The 18,699-nt window shown below is 61.0% G+C and carries 16 protein-coding genes and 1 pseudogene; 16 read left to right on the top strand and 1 reads right to left on the bottom strand.

Going from position 1 to position 18,699, the window contains the following annotated elements; genetic code table 11:
• Positions 1–12 precede the first annotated feature (12 nt).
• The 9 genes and pseudogenes from ACZ9DP_RS01540 to ACZ9DP_RS01500 all read left to right on the top strand — a co-directional run bounded on the left by ACZ9DP_RS01540 (position 13) and on the right by ACZ9DP_RS01500 (position 8,259).
• Entirely contained in the window at positions 13–906 is an 894-nt protein-coding gene (locus tag ACZ9DP_RS01540; RefSeq protein ID WP_476199882.1) for an ABC transporter permease subunit, read from the top strand.
• The gene (locus tag ACZ9DP_RS01535) at positions 879–1,643 is read left to right on the top strand and encodes an ABC transporter ATP-binding protein (RefSeq protein WP_476199880.1); all 765 of its coding nucleotides are present in this window, start codon (positions 879–881) and stop codon (positions 1,641–1,643) included. Before ACZ9DP_RS01540 ends, ACZ9DP_RS01535 begins: the two co-directional genes overlap by 28 nt.
• A 9-nt stretch (positions 1,644–1,652) precedes the next feature.
• Positions 1,653–1,982 (top strand): annotated as a pseudogene (locus tag ACZ9DP_RS01530) (FAD-dependent oxidoreductase); the annotation flags it as partial.
• A gap of 245 nt (positions 1,983–2,227) precedes the next feature.
• Positions 2,228–2,947: an SDR family NAD(P)-dependent oxidoreductase gene (locus ACZ9DP_RS01525; RefSeq protein WP_476202143.1), complete on the top strand. Its 720-nt coding sequence runs from the start codon at positions 2,228–2,230 to the stop codon at positions 2,945–2,947.
• 115 nt (positions 2,948–3,062) lie between these two features.
• On the top strand, positions 3,063–4,115 hold the full coding sequence (locus ACZ9DP_RS01520) for an ABC transporter substrate-binding protein (RefSeq protein WP_476199879.1): 1,053 nt from the start codon (positions 3,063–3,065) through the stop codon (positions 4,113–4,115).
• Between the two features lie 136 nt (positions 4,116–4,251).
• A complete protein-coding gene (locus ACZ9DP_RS01515; RefSeq protein WP_476202141.1) occupies positions 4,252–5,331 on the top strand; it encodes an ABC transporter ATP-binding protein in 1,080 nt (359 codons plus the stop codon).
• Complete coding sequence (locus ACZ9DP_RS01510; protein WP_476199878.1) at positions 5,328–6,509, top strand: ABC transporter permease; 1,182 nt, start codon at positions 5,328–5,330, stop codon at positions 6,507–6,509. The genes ACZ9DP_RS01515 and ACZ9DP_RS01510 overlap by 4 nt, the downstream gene beginning before the upstream one ends.
• Complete coding sequence (locus tag ACZ9DP_RS01505) at positions 6,509–7,294, top strand: ABC transporter permease (protein WP_476199876.1); 786 nt, start codon at positions 6,509–6,511, stop codon at positions 7,292–7,294. The genes ACZ9DP_RS01510 and ACZ9DP_RS01505 overlap by 1 nt, the downstream gene beginning before the upstream one ends.
• A 197-nt stretch (positions 7,295–7,491) precedes the next feature.
• Positions 7,492–8,259 (top strand): GntR family transcriptional regulator, encoded by a 768-nt coding sequence (locus ACZ9DP_RS01500; RefSeq protein WP_476199875.1) that lies wholly within the window; start codon positions 7,492–7,494, stop codon positions 8,257–8,259.
• A gap of 104 nt (positions 8,260–8,363) precedes the next feature.
• On the opposite strand, the gene ACZ9DP_RS01495 is transcribed toward ACZ9DP_RS01500, so the two are convergent.
• Entirely contained in the window at positions 8,364–9,320 is a 957-nt protein-coding gene (locus tag ACZ9DP_RS01495) for a 2-hydroxyacid dehydrogenase (protein WP_476199873.1), read from the bottom strand.
• 248 nt (positions 9,321–9,568) lie between these two features.
• Between ACZ9DP_RS01495 and ACZ9DP_RS01490 the strand changes: the two genes are divergently transcribed.
• The 7 genes from ACZ9DP_RS01490 (at position 9,569) to ACZ9DP_RS01460 (ending at position 18,691) form a co-directional block, all read left to right on the top strand.
• Positions 9,569–11,116, top strand: coding sequence for an ABC transporter substrate-binding protein (locus tag ACZ9DP_RS01490; protein ID WP_476199871.1), 1,548 nt, complete (start codon positions 9,569–9,571; stop codon positions 11,114–11,116).
• A gap of 73 nt (positions 11,117–11,189) precedes the next feature.
• On the top strand, positions 11,190–12,161 hold the full coding sequence (locus ACZ9DP_RS01485) for an ABC transporter permease (protein ID WP_476199870.1): 972 nt from the start codon (positions 11,190–11,192) through the stop codon (positions 12,159–12,161).
• The gene (locus tag ACZ9DP_RS01480) at positions 12,158–12,997 is read left to right on the top strand and encodes an ABC transporter permease (RefSeq protein ID WP_476199868.1); all 840 of its coding nucleotides are present in this window, start codon (positions 12,158–12,160) and stop codon (positions 12,995–12,997) included. Before ACZ9DP_RS01485 ends, ACZ9DP_RS01480 begins: the two co-directional genes overlap by 4 nt.
• 2 nt (positions 12,998–12,999) lie before the next feature.
• Positions 13,000–14,691 (top strand): ABC transporter ATP-binding protein, encoded by a 1,692-nt coding sequence (locus ACZ9DP_RS01475; protein WP_476199867.1) that lies wholly within the window; start codon positions 13,000–13,002, stop codon positions 14,689–14,691.
• 64 nt (positions 14,692–14,755) lie between these two features.
• Positions 14,756–16,108, top strand: coding sequence for an aspartate aminotransferase family protein (locus ACZ9DP_RS01470; RefSeq protein WP_476199865.1), 1,353 nt, complete (start codon positions 14,756–14,758; stop codon positions 16,106–16,108).
• A 19-nt stretch (positions 16,109–16,127) separates the two neighbouring features.
• Positions 16,128–17,555 carry an amidase gene (locus tag ACZ9DP_RS01465; protein ID WP_476199863.1) on the top strand — a complete coding sequence of 476 codons (1,428 nt, stop codon included), beginning with the start codon at positions 16,128–16,130 and terminating at the stop codon, positions 17,553–17,555.
• A 68-nt stretch (positions 17,556–17,623) separates the two neighbouring features.
• The gene (locus ACZ9DP_RS01460; protein WP_476199861.1) at positions 17,624–18,691 is read left to right on the top strand and encodes a phosphotransferase; all 1,068 of its coding nucleotides are present in this window, start codon (positions 17,624–17,626) and stop codon (positions 18,689–18,691) included.
• The last annotated feature ends 8 nt before the right edge of the window (positions 18,692–18,699 follow it).

Genomic DNA, 18,699 nt, shown 5'->3' with positions numbered 1-18,699 from the left:
GGGAACGGGCCGATGAACAGCATTGTGACCATCAGGATAGAATCTGTCGAGAAGCTGAATGATGCTGCGCCTGACGACCGCCGCCAGGCGCCATCGCCGGGTGTCGCACTGAAACGCATCGAGCCGCTGTCGGCGGCCGGCCGCGGCGTGCCGCGCTGGCTCAGGCGTGGACTGGGGCCGGTGCTTCTTGTTCTTCTCTGGCACCTGGCCTCCGTCACCGGCCTGTTGCCGGAGGAGGTGCTGGCCGGACCTTCCGTGGTGCTCAGCAGTGCGGCGAAGCTCATCGAGACCGGTGAATTGCAGCAGGCGATGTGGGTCTCGCTCGGGCGGGCGCTGACGGGACTGGCGATCGGCGGCACGGTCGGCGTCTTGCTCGCGGTGCTTTCCGGTCTTTTCCGGCTCGGCGAGGATCTGATCGACGCCACCGTACAGATGTTGCGCACCGTCCCCAATGTCGCGCTGATCCCGTTGCTGATCATCTGGTTCGGCATCGGCGAGGCGCCGAAGGTGGCGCTGATCGCGCTCGGGACGGCCTTTCCGCTTTATCTCAACGTCTATGCGGGCATCCGCAACGTGGATGCCTCGCTGATCGAAGCGGGCAGGACGCTCGATCTCTCCCGCCTGGCGATGATCCGTCACATCATCCTGCCCGGCGCACTGCCCTCGGCGCTGGTCGGGCTGCGCTACTCGCTCGGCATTGCATGGCTGGCTCTCGTTTTCGGCGAGCAGATCAATGCGACGGCCGGCATCGGCTATCTCATGGCCAATGCCCGCGAGTTCTTCCAGACCGACGTCATCGTCGTCTGCCTGGCGGTCTACGCCTTCCTCGGCCTTGCGGTCGACTTCATCGTCAGAACGCTCGAAAGGATATTCCTGTCATGGCGACCGGCATTCAGCGGAACCTGACGGCCGTCAGGCCGGCCGCGACCCCTTTCGTCGTGAACGTGCGCGGCCTTACCCGGCGCTTCGGCGAGCGCGAGGTTCTCAAGGACCTCGATCTCGAGATCGCAGCCGGCGAGTTCGTGGCACTGCTCGGCGCGAGCGGCTGCGGCAAGAGCACCCTGTTGCGCATCCTTGCCGATCTCGACCAGGAAATTTCCGGCGAGGTCGAGGTACCGCTGCGCCGATCCGTCGCCTTCCAGGCGCCGCGTCTGATGCCGTGGAAGCGGGTCTGGCGGAATGTGGTTCTTGGCCTTCCTGGCTCGCCGGACAGGAAGCGGGCGATTGCAGCGCTCGATGAAGTCGGCATCGGTCATCGCGCGGACCAATGGCCGAAGGTGCTGTCCGGCGGCGAGGCGCAGCGGGTGTCGCTCGCTCGCGCGCTGGTGCGCCAGCCTGATCTGTTGCTGCTCGACGAACCCTTTGCCGCGCTTGATGCGCTGACGCGGATCAAAGCGCAGGAACTGGTGGGCGAACTCTGGGAGCGCCATGGCTGCGCCGTGCTGCTCGTCACGCACGACGTCGAGGAGGCGCTGCTGCTTTCCGACCGCGTGCTCGTCATGAAGGATGGCATCATTGCGCATGAAGAGCGGATCGCGCTGGAAAGGCCACGCGATGTCGCCGATCCGGAATTCGCGGCCCTTCGCGGCCGGCTTCTGAGCTGGCTCGGTGTGCGGCACGGCCATCAGCAAGAGGCGGCGTAAGGAAGAACCATGTCGCTGCAGCACGATTTAGTGGAATTGAACGCCGATGTGCTGGTCATTGGCGGCGGTTTGGCGGGGAACTGGGCCGCCGCTGCGGCGCGGCGTGCGGGCGCTTCGGTCATCCTTGTCGACAACGGCTATTGTGGCACGAGCGGCGTCACGGCAACCGCCGGGCATGGTCACTGGTGGATACCGCCCGATCCGGCGGATCTGCGCGAAACAGCGATCGCTGCCCGGCGCAAGAGCGGCTTCGGCCTGAATGACCCGAATGGATGGCGCGGACCCTTGCCAGGACCTGGGAAAGCCTGCCGACGCTGGAAGGGCTCTACAAATTCTCGAAGGACGAAAAGGGGGTGGCCGACCCGGCGAGCGCTTGATGCGGCGGCTCGGGATCCCGGTAAGCGACGACACGATCCTGCGGCAGCTGAAGCGGGCGGAGCGCAAGTCTCAATTTGACTGTAGAGTCTTCGCAGTTGCGAAAACCGCTTGCAAACTTCTTTCGAGACAATAACATACCGATATATCGGGTCTGTCCTGTCTCTTGCCGGATCACGGGAGTTTTGTCCTTGACCACTACCCCCTACATGCTTCTGACCGGTGCCAGCCGCGGAATCGGACATGCAACAGTCAAGCTTTTCATGGAGCATGGCTGGCGAATCCTGACCGTTTCCCGCCAACCGTTTTCCGAGGAATGCCGTTGGCCGTCGGCCCGCGAGAGCCATATCCAGGCTGACCTTGCCGATCTGTCGAGCATTGACGGGCTTGCCGATACGGTGCGCCAGCGTCTGCTCGACGGCAAGCTGGCGGCGCTTGTGAACAATGCGGGCATTTCCCCGAAAGGACCGGGCGGCGGCCGTCTGGGTGTAGCGGAAACGGATGCCGAGACCTGGATGAAGGTGCTGAACGTCAACCTTGTATCAACCGCACTCCTGGCTCGCGCCTTGCTTCCGGAACTTGAGGCTGCCCAAGGGTCGATCGTCAATGTCACTTCGATTGCCGGTTCGCGCGTACATCCGTTTGCAGGCGTCGCCTACGCTGCTTCAAAGGCTGGTCTTGCGGCGTTGACACGCGAATTGGCGCATGAATTCGGCCCACGCGGCATTCGCGCCAATGCGATTGCGCCGGGCGAGATCGCCACATCGATCCTGTCGGCCGGAACCGACGAGCTGGTTCAGGCAGAGGTGCCTTTGGGCAGGCTCGGAACGACCACCGAGGTCGCAAGGACCATCTATTTCCTCTGCACCGACCAGTCGTCCTACATCAACGGTGCGGAAATCCATATCAACGGCGGACAACACGTCTGACGCCGGGCATCGAAAGACAGACGCGGGCGAACCGCGCATTTTGCTGGAGGAAACGAGAGGATCAGTCGCAACTTCAGGGCTCAGGATAACGGTCCGGGCTAATCAGGGGAACAAAATGAAAAATCTCTTCAAGACCGCGGCCATCGCTGTTCTGGCGCTCGCCTCCACCGCGCTCGTTTCGGGGCAGGCCAAAGCGCGGGACCTCACCATCGTCGGTTGGGGTGGCGTCGCCCAAGCCGCGCAGAGCGACGTCTATTTCAAGCCGTTTTCGCAAAAGTCTGGCAAACCTTTTATCGAAGAGAGCTGGGATGGCGGTTATGGCGTATTGCAGGCCAAGATGAAAGCCGGCGCACCGAACTGGGACGTGGTGCAGGTCGAAGCCGAAGAGCTGGCGCTTGGTTGTGCCGACGGCCTTTATGAGAAGCTCGATTGGGACAAGATCGGCGTCAAGGACGAATTTTTGCCCGAAGCCGTCAACGAGTGTGGCGCAGGGGTTTATTACTGGTCTCTCACCATGGGCTATGACGGCGACAAGATTAAGGAGGGGCCGGAGAGCTGGATCGACTTCTGGGATACGAGTAAGTTTCCCGGCAAGCGTACCCTGCGCAAGGGCGCAAAGTACAATCTTGAATTCGCGCTTCTCGCCGACGGTGTAAAGCCGGAGGAGCTTTACGACGTCCTGTCGACAGATGAAGGCGTGGACCGTGCTTTCAAGAAACTCGACGAGCTGAAACCGAATATCGTCTGGTGGGAAGCCGGTGCCCAGCCGGTGCAGTATCTCGCGTCTGGCGAAGTAAGTCTGGCGGCGGTGTATAACGGTCGCGTCACCGGCATCAACAAGGCGGAAGGCAAGAACTTCAAACTGGTCTGGCCGCAAAGCATGTATGCGATCGACAGCTGGGTTATCCTCAAGGGCGCCGAGAACAAGGACGCTGCGATGGACTTCATTGCGTTCGCAAGCCAGGCCGAGAACCAGGCGAAACTGCCGCTGAAGGTGGATTACGGCATGCCGAACAAGAAAGCTGCTGCTACTATCCCGCCGGAGATCGATGCCAATCTGCCGACCCATCCGGACAATCTGAAGCAGGCGATCCCGCTCAATGTCGATTTCTGGATCGACAATTCCGAGGCGCTGACCGCGCGCTTCAACGCCTGGCTGGCTCAGTAAGAAGCCAAGTCTCCCAGCAATCGGGAGGCTGCAGAGATGCAGCGTCTTCCAAGCCGACATAAACGAGAGATACGTGCCGCTTCGCCCAAGCGACCGGTGGAGCAACCTATCCAGCGACAAGAAGAAGGGGAATGGCGTGGCCGAATTCCGCATTCGCTTCGATGCCGTCAGCAAATATTACGGACAACAGTGCGTCGTCGACAAGCTGCGGCTGGATATTGAGAAGGGTGAATTCGTCAGCCTTCTCGGGCCGTCGGGATCGGGCAAGACGACGCTGCTCATGATGCTTGCCGGTTTCGAGACGGCGACAGAAGGGCAGATCCTTGTCGATGGTTACAAGGTCAATGACGTCCCATCGCATAAGCGCGACATGGGTGTCGTATTCCAGAATTACGCGCTCTTCCCGCATATGACCGTGGGCGCCAATGTTGCCTTTCCGCTGCAGATGCGCGGTGTTTCAAAGACTAAAATCGCCGATCGCGTGAAAAAGGCGCTGGATATGGTGCAGCTCGGCGCATTTTCAGAACGCAAGCCCACCCAGTTGTCGGGCGGTCAGCAGCAACGCGTGGCGCTGGCACGTGCACTCGTATTCGAACCGCGGGTGGTGCTGATGGATGAACCGCTCGGCGCGCTCGACAAGAACCTGCGCGAGCAGATGCAGCTCGATATCCGCGCGCTTCATCAAAGGCTCGGCCTGACCATCGTCTTCGTCACCCATGACCAGAGCGAAGCACTGACAATGTCGGACCGCATCGCCGTCTTCAACAAGGGCAAGATCGAACAGATCGGAACGCCGCGGGAGGTCTATGACGAGCCGGCGACGCGGTTCGTCGCGGAATTCATTGGCGAGACGAACCTTATCGAGGGAAGTGTGGAGGCGGTGGATGCAGCTTCGGCCGCGATCCGGCTAAGGAGCGGCGATTTGGTGCGGGTTGCGGGGTCAGGCGGCCTGGCCGCAGGGCAGGATGTCTCGGTGTCGCTTCGGCCGGAACGCCTGTCGCTGATCGAAGATGTGAGTGCGATGGGGCAGAGCAATGCGATTTCGGCCACAGTGGCGGACTGCGTCTATCAAGGCGATCATCTGCGGGTACAACTCGCCGGGCTCAGTGACGTATCCTATGTCGCGCGCCTCGACCGCAAATCGCCGGAGCCGCATCGCGGTGCTCGGGTCACCGCGTTGTTCAGCCCCGAAGACTGCAAGGTGATCGCGTCATGAGCGGCAAGACCTTCTTGTGGAGAAGCGGGCCGTACCTGCTCGTGGCACCGCTCTTCCTGTTCATCTGTCTGTTCTTCGTCTGGCCGCTTGCGACCGTGCTGACCCAATCCGTTTCGGACGATGCCGTGGCGCGCCTTCTGCCGGAGACGGCGAAGGTCGCGTCCTCCTGGGATGGGGAGAGTGTGCCGGATACTGAGCTTCAGGCGGCATTCGTCGTCGATCTACGCAATGCGACCGACGAGCAGGCGGTCGGCGACATGGTTCGCCGTCTCAACAGCGCGCAATCCGGCTTCCGTACGCTGATGAGCAAGACGCTCAAGGCCGTGCGGGAACAGCCAGCAGAGCCGATCGATCTCGTCAAGCTCGACAAGAAATGGAGCCAGCCGCAATACTGGAAGGCGATCACCGATGCGCTGTCTCCGACGACGGATCGCTATCTGCTCGCCGCAGTCGATCTGATGCGTGACGACGCGGGCGAGATCGTCTCGCAGCCGCCGGAGCACACGATCAACATGGCGATCTTCAAGCGGACCTTTTGGATTTCGGCCACGGTCACGATCGTCTGCGTGCTTCTGGGCTACCCCTACGCCCTGCTGATCGCGGTTGCGACCGGCTGGAAGAAACAGGTGCTGCTGGCAGCCGTGCTGCTGCCGCTGTGGACCTCGCTCCTCGTTCGAACTGCCGCATGGTTCATCCTGCTGCAGGAGCAGGGCCTGATCAATTCGGCGCTTGCCGAGCTTCACCTCATCTCGAACCCGCTACCCCTGATCTTCAACCGCACCGGGGTGCTCATCGCGATGACCCATGTGCAGCTTCCGCTTATGGTGCTGCCGATCTACAGCGTGCTTCTCACCATTCCGAAAAACCTGATGCCGGCGGCTGCCTCGCTTGGGGCCCATCCGCTGCGGGCCTTCGTTCGGATTCTGCTTCCGCTCAGCTTCAGCGGCATTGCCGCCGGTTCGCTGCTCGTCTTCATGTCGGCGATCGGCTATTACATCACGCCGGCGCTGATCGGCGGTGCCGGCGACCAGATGATCAGCTCGTTTATCGCCTTCCACGCGCAGAGTTCAGGCAACTGGGGCATGGCGAGCGCCCTCGGCATTGTGCTCCTCGTTATCACCATCGTCCTTTATGCCGTCTATGACCGGCTCGCGACCCAGCGGGAAAGGAGCGCCTGATGCCGGCTAAAACCATCCAATGGACCTTTGGCGTGCTGATGGCAGCCTTCCTGATCATTCCGCTCGTGATCATGATGCCGCTTGCCTTCACATCGAGCCAGTTGCTCATCTATCCGGTTCCCTCCTTTTCGTTCCGCTGGTTCGTTGAGCTGTTCACAGCACCCGCCTGGCAGCGGGCAATCGTCAACAGCCTGATCGTCGGCATAGGCACGACCATATTGTCGACAGTGCTCGGCGTCCTGGCATCGCTCGGCCTGAGGCGGCGATTGCCGGCGATCGGAGGGCTCATTCGTATGCTTTTCATGCTGCCCATGGTGGTGCCCGCGGTCGTACTCGGTATCGGGATGCAGATCCTGCTTGCGCGGATTGGTCTGTCGAACACCTATCTGGCGGTGATCATTGCGCACACGGTCGTGGCCGTGCCGTTCGTAATCGTCAGTGTCTCCGGATCGCTGGCCGGTATCGACCGGAGGGTGGAGCTGGCGGCTGCCAGCCTCGGCGCCTCACCCGCGCGCGTCTTTGGCAGGGTGACCTTGCCGCTTGCCATGCCGGGCATCCTGAGCGGAGCCGTGCTGGCGTTTGCGACCTCGCTCGACGAGGTCGTGCTGACGCTCTTTGTTGCCGGCCCGAACCAGCGGACGCTGGCGCGCCAGATGTTCTCGACGATCCGAGACAATATCAGCCCGGCGATCGCGGCGGCTGCCTTCCTGTTCATTTTCGGAACCCTGCTGATCGCAGCCATGGTGCTGTTGGTGCGCCGGAAGCGGGGGCCAGCCTCCGCATAATGGTGACGATCCGTCACGGCCGATAGAGGCAGGCGGTGCTTCCCAGTGCTTTCGCGGGGCAGGACGACCCGCGGAGGCCGGGTCTGCCTGTGATAAAGGCGATATCTTCTTGCAAACGACGCCGAAGTGGCTAGGGACATAGCCGCGATATATCGGTATAGTGGCTCCGGGCGCGTAGAGCGAGGAGGCGGACGAGGATGAACAACAGTTTGAGGCGGTCTGATTTTCTGCCCGATAGCGGTGCCGCGAGCGGTGCGGGGCAGCCGAAGGCACTGGCGGCCTACAATTTCATCCGTCATGCGATTATCACCATGCGGATGGAGCCGGGTGCGACGATCAGCGAGAAGGAAACCTGCGCGAAGCTCGGCGTCTCACGCACGCCGATGCGGGAGGCCGTACTGCGTCTGGCGCAGGAGGGCTTGGTCAAGGTTGTGCCGAGCGGCGGCACATTCGTCAACGGCATTTCGCTCAGGGGTGTGATCGAGGGGCATCTGATCCGCTCCAGCCTTGAATTGCGCATAGCCCGGCTTGCGGCACAGGTCTATGATCCGGTTCACGACCGGGACTTCGATCTCCTGATGTTTCTTCAGGGTGATGCCGCCAAGCGGCAGGACTACGACCAGTCGCTGGCAGTCGACAATGACTTTCACCGGTTCCTCTGCACGCTGGCCAGCTTTCCGGATGTCTGGCAGACCATTCACAATGCCACGGGACAGTTGGACCGGGTCCGGCGCCGGGCCATTCCACGATCAGGCTTTTTCGACGAGGTCCAGCAGGAGCACCGTGCGATCTATGAGGCGATACGCGCCCGTGATGCCGATGCCGCTCATGATCTGATGCGGCGGCATCTCGACGATACGGCCAAGGTCGTCGAATACGTGATCGCAGAAGAACCGGGCCTCATCGTGCAGGAGCCGGGTTTCGATCTGAAGAATATCGGCGTCATGCTGGCGCCCAAGGTCTAGAGCAATTTAAGCAAAAGTGGGAACCGGTTTTGCGTCCGGAATTGCGTAAAAACAAATAGATAGAGGGCTTCCGACGATCCCGTTTTCACCGGAAATGCTCTAGTCTAGTAGCCGCTTTCACGGTCGCCAGCGTTGAGCGGTTTCACGCCGTTCAGTACCCGTGTTGCATTTTTGAAAATCTGCGCGGCCACGTCTTTCGGATTGGGCATGGAGGCGATGTGTGGGGTCACGAAAACCCTCGGGTGATCCCATAGCGGGCTGTCGTCCGGCAGGGGCTCTTTGTGGAAGACGTCAAGAACCGCGCCGCGCAGGTGCCCGCTGTCGATGGCCGCCAGAAGATCGGCTTCAACGAGATGCTCGCCGCGCCCCATGTTAACCAAAGCGGCACCTTTGGGCATTTGCGCAAAAAGGTCGGCATTCAATATGCCGCGTGTAGCCGCGGTTAGCGGGAGGAGGCAGATGAGGAGATTACAGCCGGACAAGAATTCCGCCAGTTGCTCCGGGCCGGAATAGGTCGCGATGCCCGCTTCTTCCTTTGCCGAACGTGCCCAACCGCGGACGTTGTAATTCATGGCGCGCAAGCCGCGGCCGACGGTCCGGCCAATGGCGCCGAAGCCCAGAATGCCGACCGTATAGTCCTTGGCAGCAAACTGGTCGGGGCGCTCCCAGCGCCGTTCTGCAGCGTTCTGCAGGTGGCGATCCATCTCGCGGTGAAACAGAAGCGTGGACCAGATGGCATATTCCGCCATGCCGAGCGCGTGTTCCGTGTCCACGACCCGGCAAACCGGAACATCGGGCAGTTGCGGATCGGCGAATATGTTGTCCAGTCCGGCTGCTATGCTGTGTACCAGTTTCAGATTGGGCATCGAAGCCAGCACGCCGTGCGGCGGGTTCCAGACGACGGCCACATCCGCGGTTTCAAAGCCGGCGTTGGGATAGATGCTCAGACGGGCATTCAGGCCTGATTTCTCGAATGCGGACCTGAGAAAGGTGAGATCCAGGGTGCCGCTGACCAGCGCGATGTGTGGTGTCTTCCCCGGTCTGTTCGACCTGAATTCCATGCGCCGTTCGCCTCCGTCTTTTCATTTCGCTGCTAACCGATCACGGCCGAGAGTCTCGTTTCCCGCATCTGTTCATTTTTTGTGCGAACCGTGTTGTCGTTCAATTATTATGCAGAAAATCGTCTGTCTTGCTTGACAGGCGCAAAGGGTCGGAGTCAAGATGATGCATCGATATATCGGTATATTGTCTCTTCCAGCGATCCAAAAAGACGTCCGCACGCAAGCGAAAAATCCATAAGGGGAACTTCATGCGACGACTGATTTCTGCATCTTTTGCGCTTTTTCTCACGACGACCGCGGCCTTTGCCCAGGCTGTTCCGGGTGGCAAGCTGAACCTGATCGTTCAGCCCGAACCGCCGAGCATCATGATCGGCACCACCACGAACGGCCCGGCTCTGCTTGTCGGCGGCAACATCTACGAAAGCCTGCTGCGCTACGACGAGAACCTCAAGCCCGAGCCATCGCTCGCCAAATCGTGGACGGTCTCCGACGATGGCCTGACCTATACGTTCGCGCTGCAGGATGGCGTGAAGTGGCATGACGGCAAACCGATGACATCGGCCGATGTGCTGTTTTCCGCCAACGACTATCTCATGAAGATGCAGCCGCGCCATCGCAACCTGATGGCCCATGTGGAAAGCGTTACCGCACCGGACGACAAGACCGTCGTGTTCAAACTGAAGGAGCCCTTCGAGGCCTTCATCCGCGGCCTGGCCTTCTACACGATGCCGGTCCTGCCCAAGCATATCTACGAAGGCACCGACTACGCCACGAACCCGGCCAACGAGAAGCCGATCGGTACCGGCCCGTTCAGGTTCGAGGAATGGAAGCGCGGCAGCTACATCCATCTCGTCAAGAACCCCGACTATTATGTGAAGGGCAAGCCTTATCTGGACGAGTTGTATTATCAGGTCATTCCGGATGGCGCGTCGCGCTCGGTCGCCTTCGAGACCGGGAATGTCGACGTATTGCCGGGCGGTTCGGTCGAGAATTTTGACATTCCACGGCTGAGAGATTTGCCGAATACCTGCTCGACGGAAAAGGGATGGGAATATTTCGCGCCGCTTTCCTGGCTGTGGCTCAACAACCGCAAGCCGCCGATGGACAATGTGAAATTCCGCCAGGCGGTGATGTATGCGCTCGACCGCGAATTCGCCAAGGACGTCCTGTGGAACGGCTACGGCAAGGTGGCGACCGGTCCGCTTTCGTCGAAGATTCCCTTCTACAAGGATGTCGAGCCGAAATACGCGCATGATCCCGATAAGGCCAAGGCCCTGCTCGAGGAAATCGGCTATGACGGCGAGCCTCTGAAGCTCCTGCCGCTTCCCTATGGCGAGACCTGGCAGCGCTGGGCGGAAGCCGTCAAGCAGAACCTTGACGAGGTCGGCATTCCCGTAGAGATCGAGGCGGCGGATGTCGCCGGCTGGAACCAGCGCACGTCCAACTGGGACTACGACATAGCCTTCACCTATCTCTACCAGAACGGTGACCCGGCGATTGGCGTCGACCGCAACTACAAGACCTCGCAGATCGCCAAGGGCAATCCGTTCAACAACGTTGAGGGCTACTCGAATCCCGAGCTTGATAGGCTGTTCGACGAGGCTGCCGTCGCTTATCCGGCCGAGAAACGTCAGGAACTTTACGATCAGGCTCAGAAGAAGCTCCAGGAGGACGTTCCGGTCGCCTGGTTGCTCGAGCTCGGCTTCCCGACGATCTACAACTGCAAGGTCCAGGATCTGGTGACCACCGCGTCCGGCCTGCCGGAATCCATGCGCGATGCCTGGATCAAGAAGTAAGCCGATATCAGGCGGAGATCCGTCTCCGCCTGGCTCATCCTGCACCTGAAAAAATCTAGTCGGGGCTATGCTCATGCTGAGATTCATCTCGGGGCGACTGCTGAAGGCGGTCGTGATCCTGATCTGCATCACTGTGCTCAATTTCTTCCTCATTCATGCGGCGCCAGGCGACCCGGCGGCAGTGATGGCGGGGGAAGCGGGGGACGCCGATCCTGCCTTCCTGCAACAGCTCAGAGAGCGCTTCGGCCTCGACAAGCCCCTCTATGTGCAATTGTGGATCTACGTTTCCTCCGTGGTCCAACTCGATCTAGGTTATTCCTATCGCCAGCAACTACCGGTTCTCCAGCTTATCAGCGAGCGACTGCCGGCGACCCTGCTCCTTTCCCTTTCGGCCTTCGTCATTTCACTTGGTCTCGGCGTGGCGGCAGGCGCCTTTGCGTCGGCTCGGCAGGGCAAGTGGGCCGACACGACCATCTCGTTGGTCGCCCTGATCTTCTATGCGACGCCTCTGTTCTGGCTGGCGCTGATGGGCGTGCTCTTGTTCTCCGTCCAGCTCGGCTGGCTGCCCGGCTTCGGCTATGAGACCGTGGGAGCGAACTATACAGGCTTCCGTCGCGCGCTTGATATTTTCCTGCACCTCATCCTTCCGGCGATGACGCTCGGGCTGTTCTTCATGGCGGTCTATGCCCGCATGACCCGCGCCTCTATGCTTGAGGTCAGCCGACTCGATTTCGTCAAGACGGCAAAGGCCAAGGGCTTGCGCCCCGGCGTCATCCAGCGCCGCCACGTGCTGCGCAATGCGCTTCTGCCGGTCGTCACGCTTGCCGGCCTGCAGGCGGGGCAGTTGGTCGGCGGCGCAGTGTTGATCGAGACCGTGTTCGCGTGGCCCGGCATCGGCCGGCTGATGTTCGATGCCCTTTCGCAGCGTGACTACAATCTGCTGCTCGGTGTCTTCGTCGTCTCCGCCGCGATGGTTCTGCTCTTCAACCTCATCACCGACGTGCTTTACTGCCTCATCGATCCGCGCATCAAGGTGGCGTCATGAAGGATTTCTGGAAACGCTTTTCGCAGAACCGCGGCGCGGTCGTCGGCCTCGTCATTCTGCTTCTCGTCGTCGTTCTTTCGATCGTCGCTCCGTTCATCTACACCAAATCGCCGTGGTCGATGGTGCAGCGGCCGTTCATTCCGCCCTTCACCATGGACGCCTTCGTGCTCGGCACCGATCCGATGGGGCGCGACCTTGCCGCAGGCCTCGCACATGGGGCGCGGGTTTCGCTGCTGGTCGGCCTCGTCTCGACCGTCGTGTCGCTCCTGATCGGCATTCCGATCGGCGCCATTGCCGGTTACTTCGGCGGCTGGGTCGACGATCTGCTGATGCGGTTCACCGAATTTTTCCAGAGCGTGCCGAGCTTCGCGCTCGCCGTGGTTCTCGTGGCTATCTTCCAGCCCAATATCTATTCGATCGTCATCTCTATTGCCGTGGTTTCCTGGCCGCCGGTCGCGCGCCTCCTGCGCGGCGAGGTGATGTCGCTCAGGTCGCGCGAATTCGTCGAGGCTGCCGTACTTTCCGGGCAGACGCATTCGACGATCATCTGGCGACAGATCCTGCCGAACACGCTCTCTCCGATCATCGTGCTTGCCTCGATGATGGTGGCGGCGGCGATCCTGATCGAAAGCTCGCTGTCCTTCCTAGGCCTTGGTGACCGCAACATCATGTCCTGGGGCTATATCATAGGCGCCGGTCGCACGGTGATCCGGCAGGCCTGGTGGGTCAGTTTCTTTCCTGGTCTCGCGATCCTTCTGACCGTACTCGCTCTCAATCTCGTCGGCGAAGGGCTGAACGATGCCCTCAATCCGCGCCTCGCGCGTAAGGGGAGGTAATCATGCTGGCTGAAACAATGCGCATGGAAACCTCCGCCGATGCCGTTATTCATCCCGGTGCACTGAAGGAAGAAGGGCGCGGCGAACCGGTCGTGCATATCGACAAGCTCAGCATCGCGCTTCCGGACGGCGCAGACCGGCCCTATGCGGTCGATCGTGTCAGCTTCAAGCTGTTTCCCGGCGAAATGCTCTGCATGGTCGGCGAAAGCGGCTCGGGCAAATCCATGTCGGCGAATGCGCTGATGGGGCTTTTGCCGGATACGGTGCAGGTCGTGCAGGGCCGAATCCTGCTCGCCGGCAAGGATCTCATCACCATGTCCTCGGATGCGCTCTATGGCATCCGCGGGCGTCGCGTGGCGATGATCTTCCAGGAGCCGATGTCGGCGCTCAACCCGCTGATGAAAGTGTCTGCGCAGATCGAGGAGGTGTTCGAGGCACATGGCCTCCTGACGCCGAAGGCGCGCAAGGAAAAGGCCATGTCCCTGTTGACGGAAGTCGGCCTGCCCGATCCGCCGCGGGCTGCCGACAGCTATCCGTTCCAGCTTTCCGGCGGTCAGCGCCAGCGCGTGATGATCGCCATGGCGCTTGCTCTGGAGCCGGAAGTGCTCATTGCCGACGAGCCGACAACCGCGCTCGACGTGACGACACAGGCGCAGATCCTCAAGCTCATCGCCAAGCTCCAGAGGGAGCGCAACATGGCGGTGATGTTCATCACCCACGATTTCGGTGTCGTAGCCGAGATCGCCGACCATGTGACGGTGATGCAGCTCGGGAGGATTGTGGAACAGGGGACGGCCGAAGAGGTGCTGTTTTCGCCTCAGCATCCCTATACGAAGAAACTGATCGCGGCGATCCCGCGTCCCGGCGAAGGGGTGGCCAGCGTCGACGCCCGTGAGCCATTGCTTGCGGTGGAGAAGCTTTCGAAAATCTATCGTATGGGCGGCGGATTGTTCTCCAAGGCCCGCGAGGTTCATGCGGTCAAGGAGGTTTCCTTTACGCTCGGCCGTGGCGAGACGCTCGGCATCGTCGGGGAAAGCGGATCGGGGAAGTCTTCGGTCGGGCGCTGTCTTGTGCGGCTACAGGATCCCGATGGCGGCCGCGTGCTGCTCGGTGGTCAGGATATGGCGCATCTGAAAGGCGCGGACCTCCGGGCCATGCGCCGACGCATACAGATGATCTTTCAGGATCCCTATTCATCCCTCAATCCGCGCGAAAAGATCGGTCGCATCATAGCATCCGGGCCGATCGCCTATGGCGAGGACGAGAAGAAGGCGCTGGCGCGCGCCGCCGAGTTGATGGAGATGGTCGGGCTCGATCCGAAGGCGACCAACCGCTTTCCGCATGAGTTTTCCGGCGGTCAGCGGCAGCGTATTGGCATTGCCCGGGCGCTTGCACTAGAGCCGGAAATCATCATCGCGGACGAGGCGGTTTCGGCGCTCGACGTGTCGATCCAGGCCCAGGTCCTCGAACTGCTGGGCCAACTGAAAAAAGATCTCAATCTCTCCCTCGTCTTCATTACCCATGACCTGCGCGTCGCCGCCAAGATCTGCGACCGCGTGATGGTTATGCAGAAGGGTGAGGCCGTCGAACTCGGTACGGGGAGCGAGATATTCGACACGCCCCGGCACCCCTACACAAAGAGCCTGATCGAGGCCATTCCCGGTCGGGCAAAGGAAGCTCTGATGACGGCGTGAGCCGTCGGACGTCAACATCAAGTGGGCCGGTGCAAAGCCCGAACCAATCAATGGAGAGAGACTGATGACGATCATGCTGAATTCGCTTGAAGGCCGCGATATGGCCTATCAGATGCATCCCATGGTCAATCTCCGGAACTACGAAAAATCCGGTGGCCTCGTAATCGAATCCGGTGACGGCATCTATGTGACCGACAATACCGGCAAGCGCTATATCGAGGGGCTCGCCGGCCTCTGGTCGGTGGCGCTCGGCTTCGGCGAGAAGCGCCTGGCCGAAGTCGCCAAGGCGCAGATGGAAAAGCTGCCCTATTACCACACCTTCTCCTACAAGACGCATGGTCCGTCGGTCGATCTGGCCGAGATGCTGATCAAGATCGCACCGGTGCCGATGTCGAAGGTGCATTTCACCTCCTCCGGCTCGGAAGCCAACGATCTTGCCTGCAAGATGGTCTGGTACCGCTCCAACGCGCTCGGCAAAAAGGACAAGAAGAAGATCATCGGCCGCATCAAGGGCTATCATGGCGTAACGATCGCTGCCGGTTCGATCACCGGCCTGCCGCGTAACCATGAAAGCTTCGATCTGCCGCTCGACCGTATGATCCATACCTCATGTCCGTCCTACGTCCATTTCGGTCTGGAAGGCGAAAGCGAAGCGGATTTCACCGCGCGCATGCTGAAGGAGCTGGAAGAGCTGATCCTTAGCGAAGGCCCGGAAACGATCGCCGCCTTCTGGGGCGAGCCGGTCATGGGGGCCGGTGGCGTGCTTGTCCCGCCGGATGGCTACTGGGCCGGCGTGCAGGAAATCCTGAAGAAATACGACATTCTTCTCGTCGCCGACGAAGTCATCTGCGGCTTCGGCCGTACCGGCAAGATGTTCGCCTGCGAGACGCTCGGCATCGAGCCGGACGTGCTCGTCGTGTCAAAGCAGATCTCGTCGTCCTACATGCCGCTTTCGGCGATCATCATGAACGACCATTTCTATCAGCCGATCGCCGATGAGTCCGACCGTATCGGCGTATTCGGCCACGGATTTACCGCCTCCGGTCATCCGGTTGCGACCGCGGTCGGTCTCGAAAACCTGAAGATCATTCAGGAGCGTGATCTCGTAGGCAATGCCGCACGTCTGGAAGAGAAATTCCTCGGCGGACTGGCCGAACTCGCCAAACATCCGCTGGCGCACTCCTCGCGCGGTGTCGGCCTGCTCGGTGCGCTGGAAATCAAGCCTTGGGCGGATGCCAATGCCGGTGATGCCGCCGCAACCGTCGCTGCCGCCTGCCAGGACGAAGGCCTGATCATCCGCAATATCGGTGAAGCCATCTGCTTCTGCCCGCCGCTGATCATCACCGCCGAACAGATCGACGACATGTTCGGCGCCGTCCGCCGTGCGCTGGATACGGTTCAGGCCGCACACGCCTAAAGCATCAATGATTGAGATCATGAACATGATGGAAAAGACCGATCTTGGCGAAATGACCGCGGCACAGCTTTCCGAGCTGTTCGCCTCGGGCAAGGCCTCTCCGGTCGAAGCCGCGAAAGCCTCGCTCGCGCGGATCGAGAAGTTCAACCCGGGCGTCAACGCCTTCGCCTATGTGGTGCCGGAACTGGCGTTGGCGGAAGCCAAGGCATCCGAAGCGCGCTGGAAGAAGGGCGAACCGCTTTCACCCATCGACGGTGCGCCGACGACGATCAAGGAACTGACGCCGGTCAAGGGTATTCCGTGGCGGCGCGGTTCGGCGCTTGGCGCCACGGTCCCTTCCGAGAAGGAATTCCTGATCATGGAACGCCTTCGGGCGGCAGGTGTCACGATCCTTGGCACGACCACATCGCCAGAGTTCGGATGGAAGGGTGTCACCCATGGGCCTGCCTTCGGCAATACGCTCAACCCCTGGCGTACGGACCGCGCGTCGGGTGGATCCTCCGGCGGCGCTGCTGTCGCCGCAGCGCTTAATATGGGCGTGCTGCATGAAGGGTCCGATGGTGCGGGTTCTATCCGCATCCCGGCTTCCTTCTCCGGCACGTTCGGCATCAAGCCGACCTATGGCTGGATCCCGTCCGACACACCGACGGCATTGTTTGAACTCGCCCATCGCGGCCCGCTGGCCCGCACGGTCGAAGATGCAGCACTCTTCATGAATGCAACGACCGGGCCGACACCGAAGGCCATGTATGGCTATTGCCCGACGCCGGTACCGAATTGGCTTGAGGGGATCAAGGCTGCGAGCGTCAAGGGTCTGAAGATCGGCTACAGCCGCAATCTCGGCTACGCCGAAGTGCAGCCGGATGTGGCTGCCGCCGTCGAGCGGGCTGCCAAGCGGCTGGCGGATATGGGCGCAATCATTGAGGAGGTCGATCCCGGCTTCTCCAATCCGCAGGATGCTCTGCTGGCACTGTGGTACGCCGCCGAAGCGCGCACCGTCGAGATGGTCAACCCGACGGAAGAGCAGAAGAAGCTGATGGATCCGGGCCTGATCCGCATCTACGAAAAAGGCTGCGCCTATACCGCCCGCGACTATGTTGCGGCCGAGCAGGTACGTGCCGATCTCAAGGTGACGATGGCGCTTTTCCATGAGAAATACGATGCGCTGATGCTGCCGACGATGCCGACGACTGCAATTGAGGCCGGCGTCGATTTCCCGGGCGGGATCGAAGGCAAGGACTGGTCCGACTGGTCGCCCTTCACCTATCCGTTCAACATGACCGGGCAACCGGCCGTGTCGGTTCCTTGCGGCTTCGATGCCGGCGGGCTGCCGGTTGGCCTGCAGTTCGTCGGTCCGCGCTATCGCGACGATATCGTACTGGCGCTGGCAGCCGCTTATCAGGCTGCCTATCCGGAAGAGGTTCTCAGCGCACCGCGGGTTGCCTGAACCATAAGAGAGGTGCGGAAGCTTCGGTTTCCGCACCAGAACAAACAACAGCAGAATGGGATGGGAACATGGCCTCCACGGCAAGCCAAGGGGCGGCAAGCGGGCTTGGCGCTGAGCTGAAGACGGACGCGACTGCCGTGCCCCCGGATCAGGCCGAGCGCATAGCGCTGGAAAAGTACGGGTTGAAGGCTTGCGCCGAATGGCTCTGGGGCGAGAAGGACAGCAATTATCGGCTGACACTCGACGACGGAACGGAATATCTCTTCAAGGTGCTGAACCCGGCCGAAAATCCGGCGATGACGAGCATGCACAGCCAGGCGCTCCTGCATGTGGAAGCCGCCGATCCCAGCATTCCGATCCAGAGGATCATCCGCACGCTCGATGGCGAAGCGGACTTCCGCATGACCGATGATGAAGGCGGTACCCGCGGCGTGCGTATGGTTACCTTCGTTCCCGGCATTTCGCAGAAATCGCAGCCGCATTCGGCGATCCAGCGTTATCGCGTCGGCGTGTTGCTGGGCCGCATGCAGAAGGCGCTGGAAGGCTTCACCCATGAGGCCGCGAGCCATCGCATCACCTGGGACATGAAACATGCCGCCGGTATCCGCGATCTCTTGTCGGCTTTCGATGACGCGGTGCAGCGTGCCCGGCTCGAACGTGCCATGGACGATTTTGAGGGCCTGGTCGTGCCGCGCATGGCGGAGCTGCCGGCGCAGGTAATCCATAACGACTTCAACATGGAAAACATCCTCGTCAGCGAGGAGGATCCGGACACGATCAGCGGCATCATCGATTTTGGCGACATGGTACATGCGCCGCTGCTGTTCGACGTTGCTGTGGGCGCCGCCTACCAGATGGGCGATGCCGCCGATCCGGTCGAAGCCATGTGCGAATTCCTCAAGGGTTACAGGACAGAAAAGACGCTGTCCAACGAAGAAATCGAGCTGCTCTATACTGCGGTGACGACCCGCATGCTGATGCGGCTGGCGATCCCCGAATGGCGCGCCAAGCTGTTTCCCGAACATCGGGACCTCTACACACGCAACAGTCCGACGGTCTGGGCGCAGTTCGCCCGGCTCGATGCAATTTCAAGAGACGATGCCATCGCACGTCTTGCGGCCGCGTGCCGTGCATAACGCTTCTG

The sequence above is a fragment of the Rhizobium sp. USDA 4016 genome (genome assembly GCF_056279705.1).
The sequence above is the reverse complement of the archived record's forward strand: the minus strand, read 5'-3'. Positions and strand labels throughout refer to the sequence as shown.

What these genes read in the sequence shown, in the direction of transcription:
- ACZ9DP_RS01535 (WP_476199880.1), top strand. Translation starts at nt 879, where the DNA reads ATGGCGACCGGCATTCAGCGGAACCTGACGGCCGTCAGGCCGGCCGCG.
- ACZ9DP_RS01525 (WP_476202143.1), top strand. Translation starts at nt 2,228, where the DNA reads ATGCTTCTGACCGGTGCCAGCCGCGGAATCGGACATGCAACAGTCAAG.
- ACZ9DP_RS01500 (WP_476199875.1), top strand. Translation starts at nt 7,492, where the DNA reads ATGAACAACAGTTTGAGGCGGTCTGATTTTCTGCCCGATAGCGGTGCC.
- ACZ9DP_RS01490 (WP_476199871.1), top strand. Translation starts at nt 9,569, where the DNA reads ATGCGACGACTGATTTCTGCATCTTTTGCGCTTTTTCTCACGACGACC.
- ACZ9DP_RS01495 (WP_476199873.1), bottom strand. Translation starts at nt 9,320, where the DNA reads ATGGAATTCAGGTCGAACAGACCGGGGAAGACACCACACATCGCGCTG.
- ACZ9DP_RS01460 (WP_476199861.1), top strand. Translation starts at nt 17,624, where the DNA reads ATGGCCTCCACGGCAAGCCAAGGGGCGGCAAGCGGGCTTGGCGCTGAG.
- ACZ9DP_RS01485 (WP_476199870.1), top strand. Translation starts at nt 11,190, where the DNA reads ATGCTGAGATTCATCTCGGGGCGACTGCTGAAGGCGGTCGTGATCCTG.
- ACZ9DP_RS01475 (WP_476199867.1), top strand. Translation starts at nt 13,000, where the DNA reads ATGCTGGCTGAAACAATGCGCATGGAAACCTCCGCCGATGCCGTTATT.
- ACZ9DP_RS01510 (WP_476199878.1), top strand. Translation starts at nt 5,328, where the DNA reads ATGAGCGGCAAGACCTTCTTGTGGAGAAGCGGGCCGTACCTGCTCGTG.
- ACZ9DP_RS01480 (WP_476199868.1), top strand. Translation starts at nt 12,158, where the DNA reads ATGAAGGATTTCTGGAAACGCTTTTCGCAGAACCGCGGCGCGGTCGTC.
- ACZ9DP_RS01470 (WP_476199865.1), top strand. Translation starts at nt 14,756, where the DNA reads ATGACGATCATGCTGAATTCGCTTGAAGGCCGCGATATGGCCTATCAG.
- ACZ9DP_RS01465 (WP_476199863.1), top strand. Translation starts at nt 16,128, where the DNA reads ATGAACATGATGGAAAAGACCGATCTTGGCGAAATGACCGCGGCACAG.
- ACZ9DP_RS01505 (WP_476199876.1), top strand. Translation starts at nt 6,509, where the DNA reads ATGCCGGCTAAAACCATCCAATGGACCTTTGGCGTGCTGATGGCAGCC.
- ACZ9DP_RS01540 (WP_476199882.1), top strand. Translation starts at nt 13, where the DNA reads ATGAACAGCATTGTGACCATCAGGATAGAATCTGTCGAGAAGCTGAAT.
- ACZ9DP_RS01520 (WP_476199879.1), top strand. Translation starts at nt 3,063, where the DNA reads ATGAAAAATCTCTTCAAGACCGCGGCCATCGCTGTTCTGGCGCTCGCC.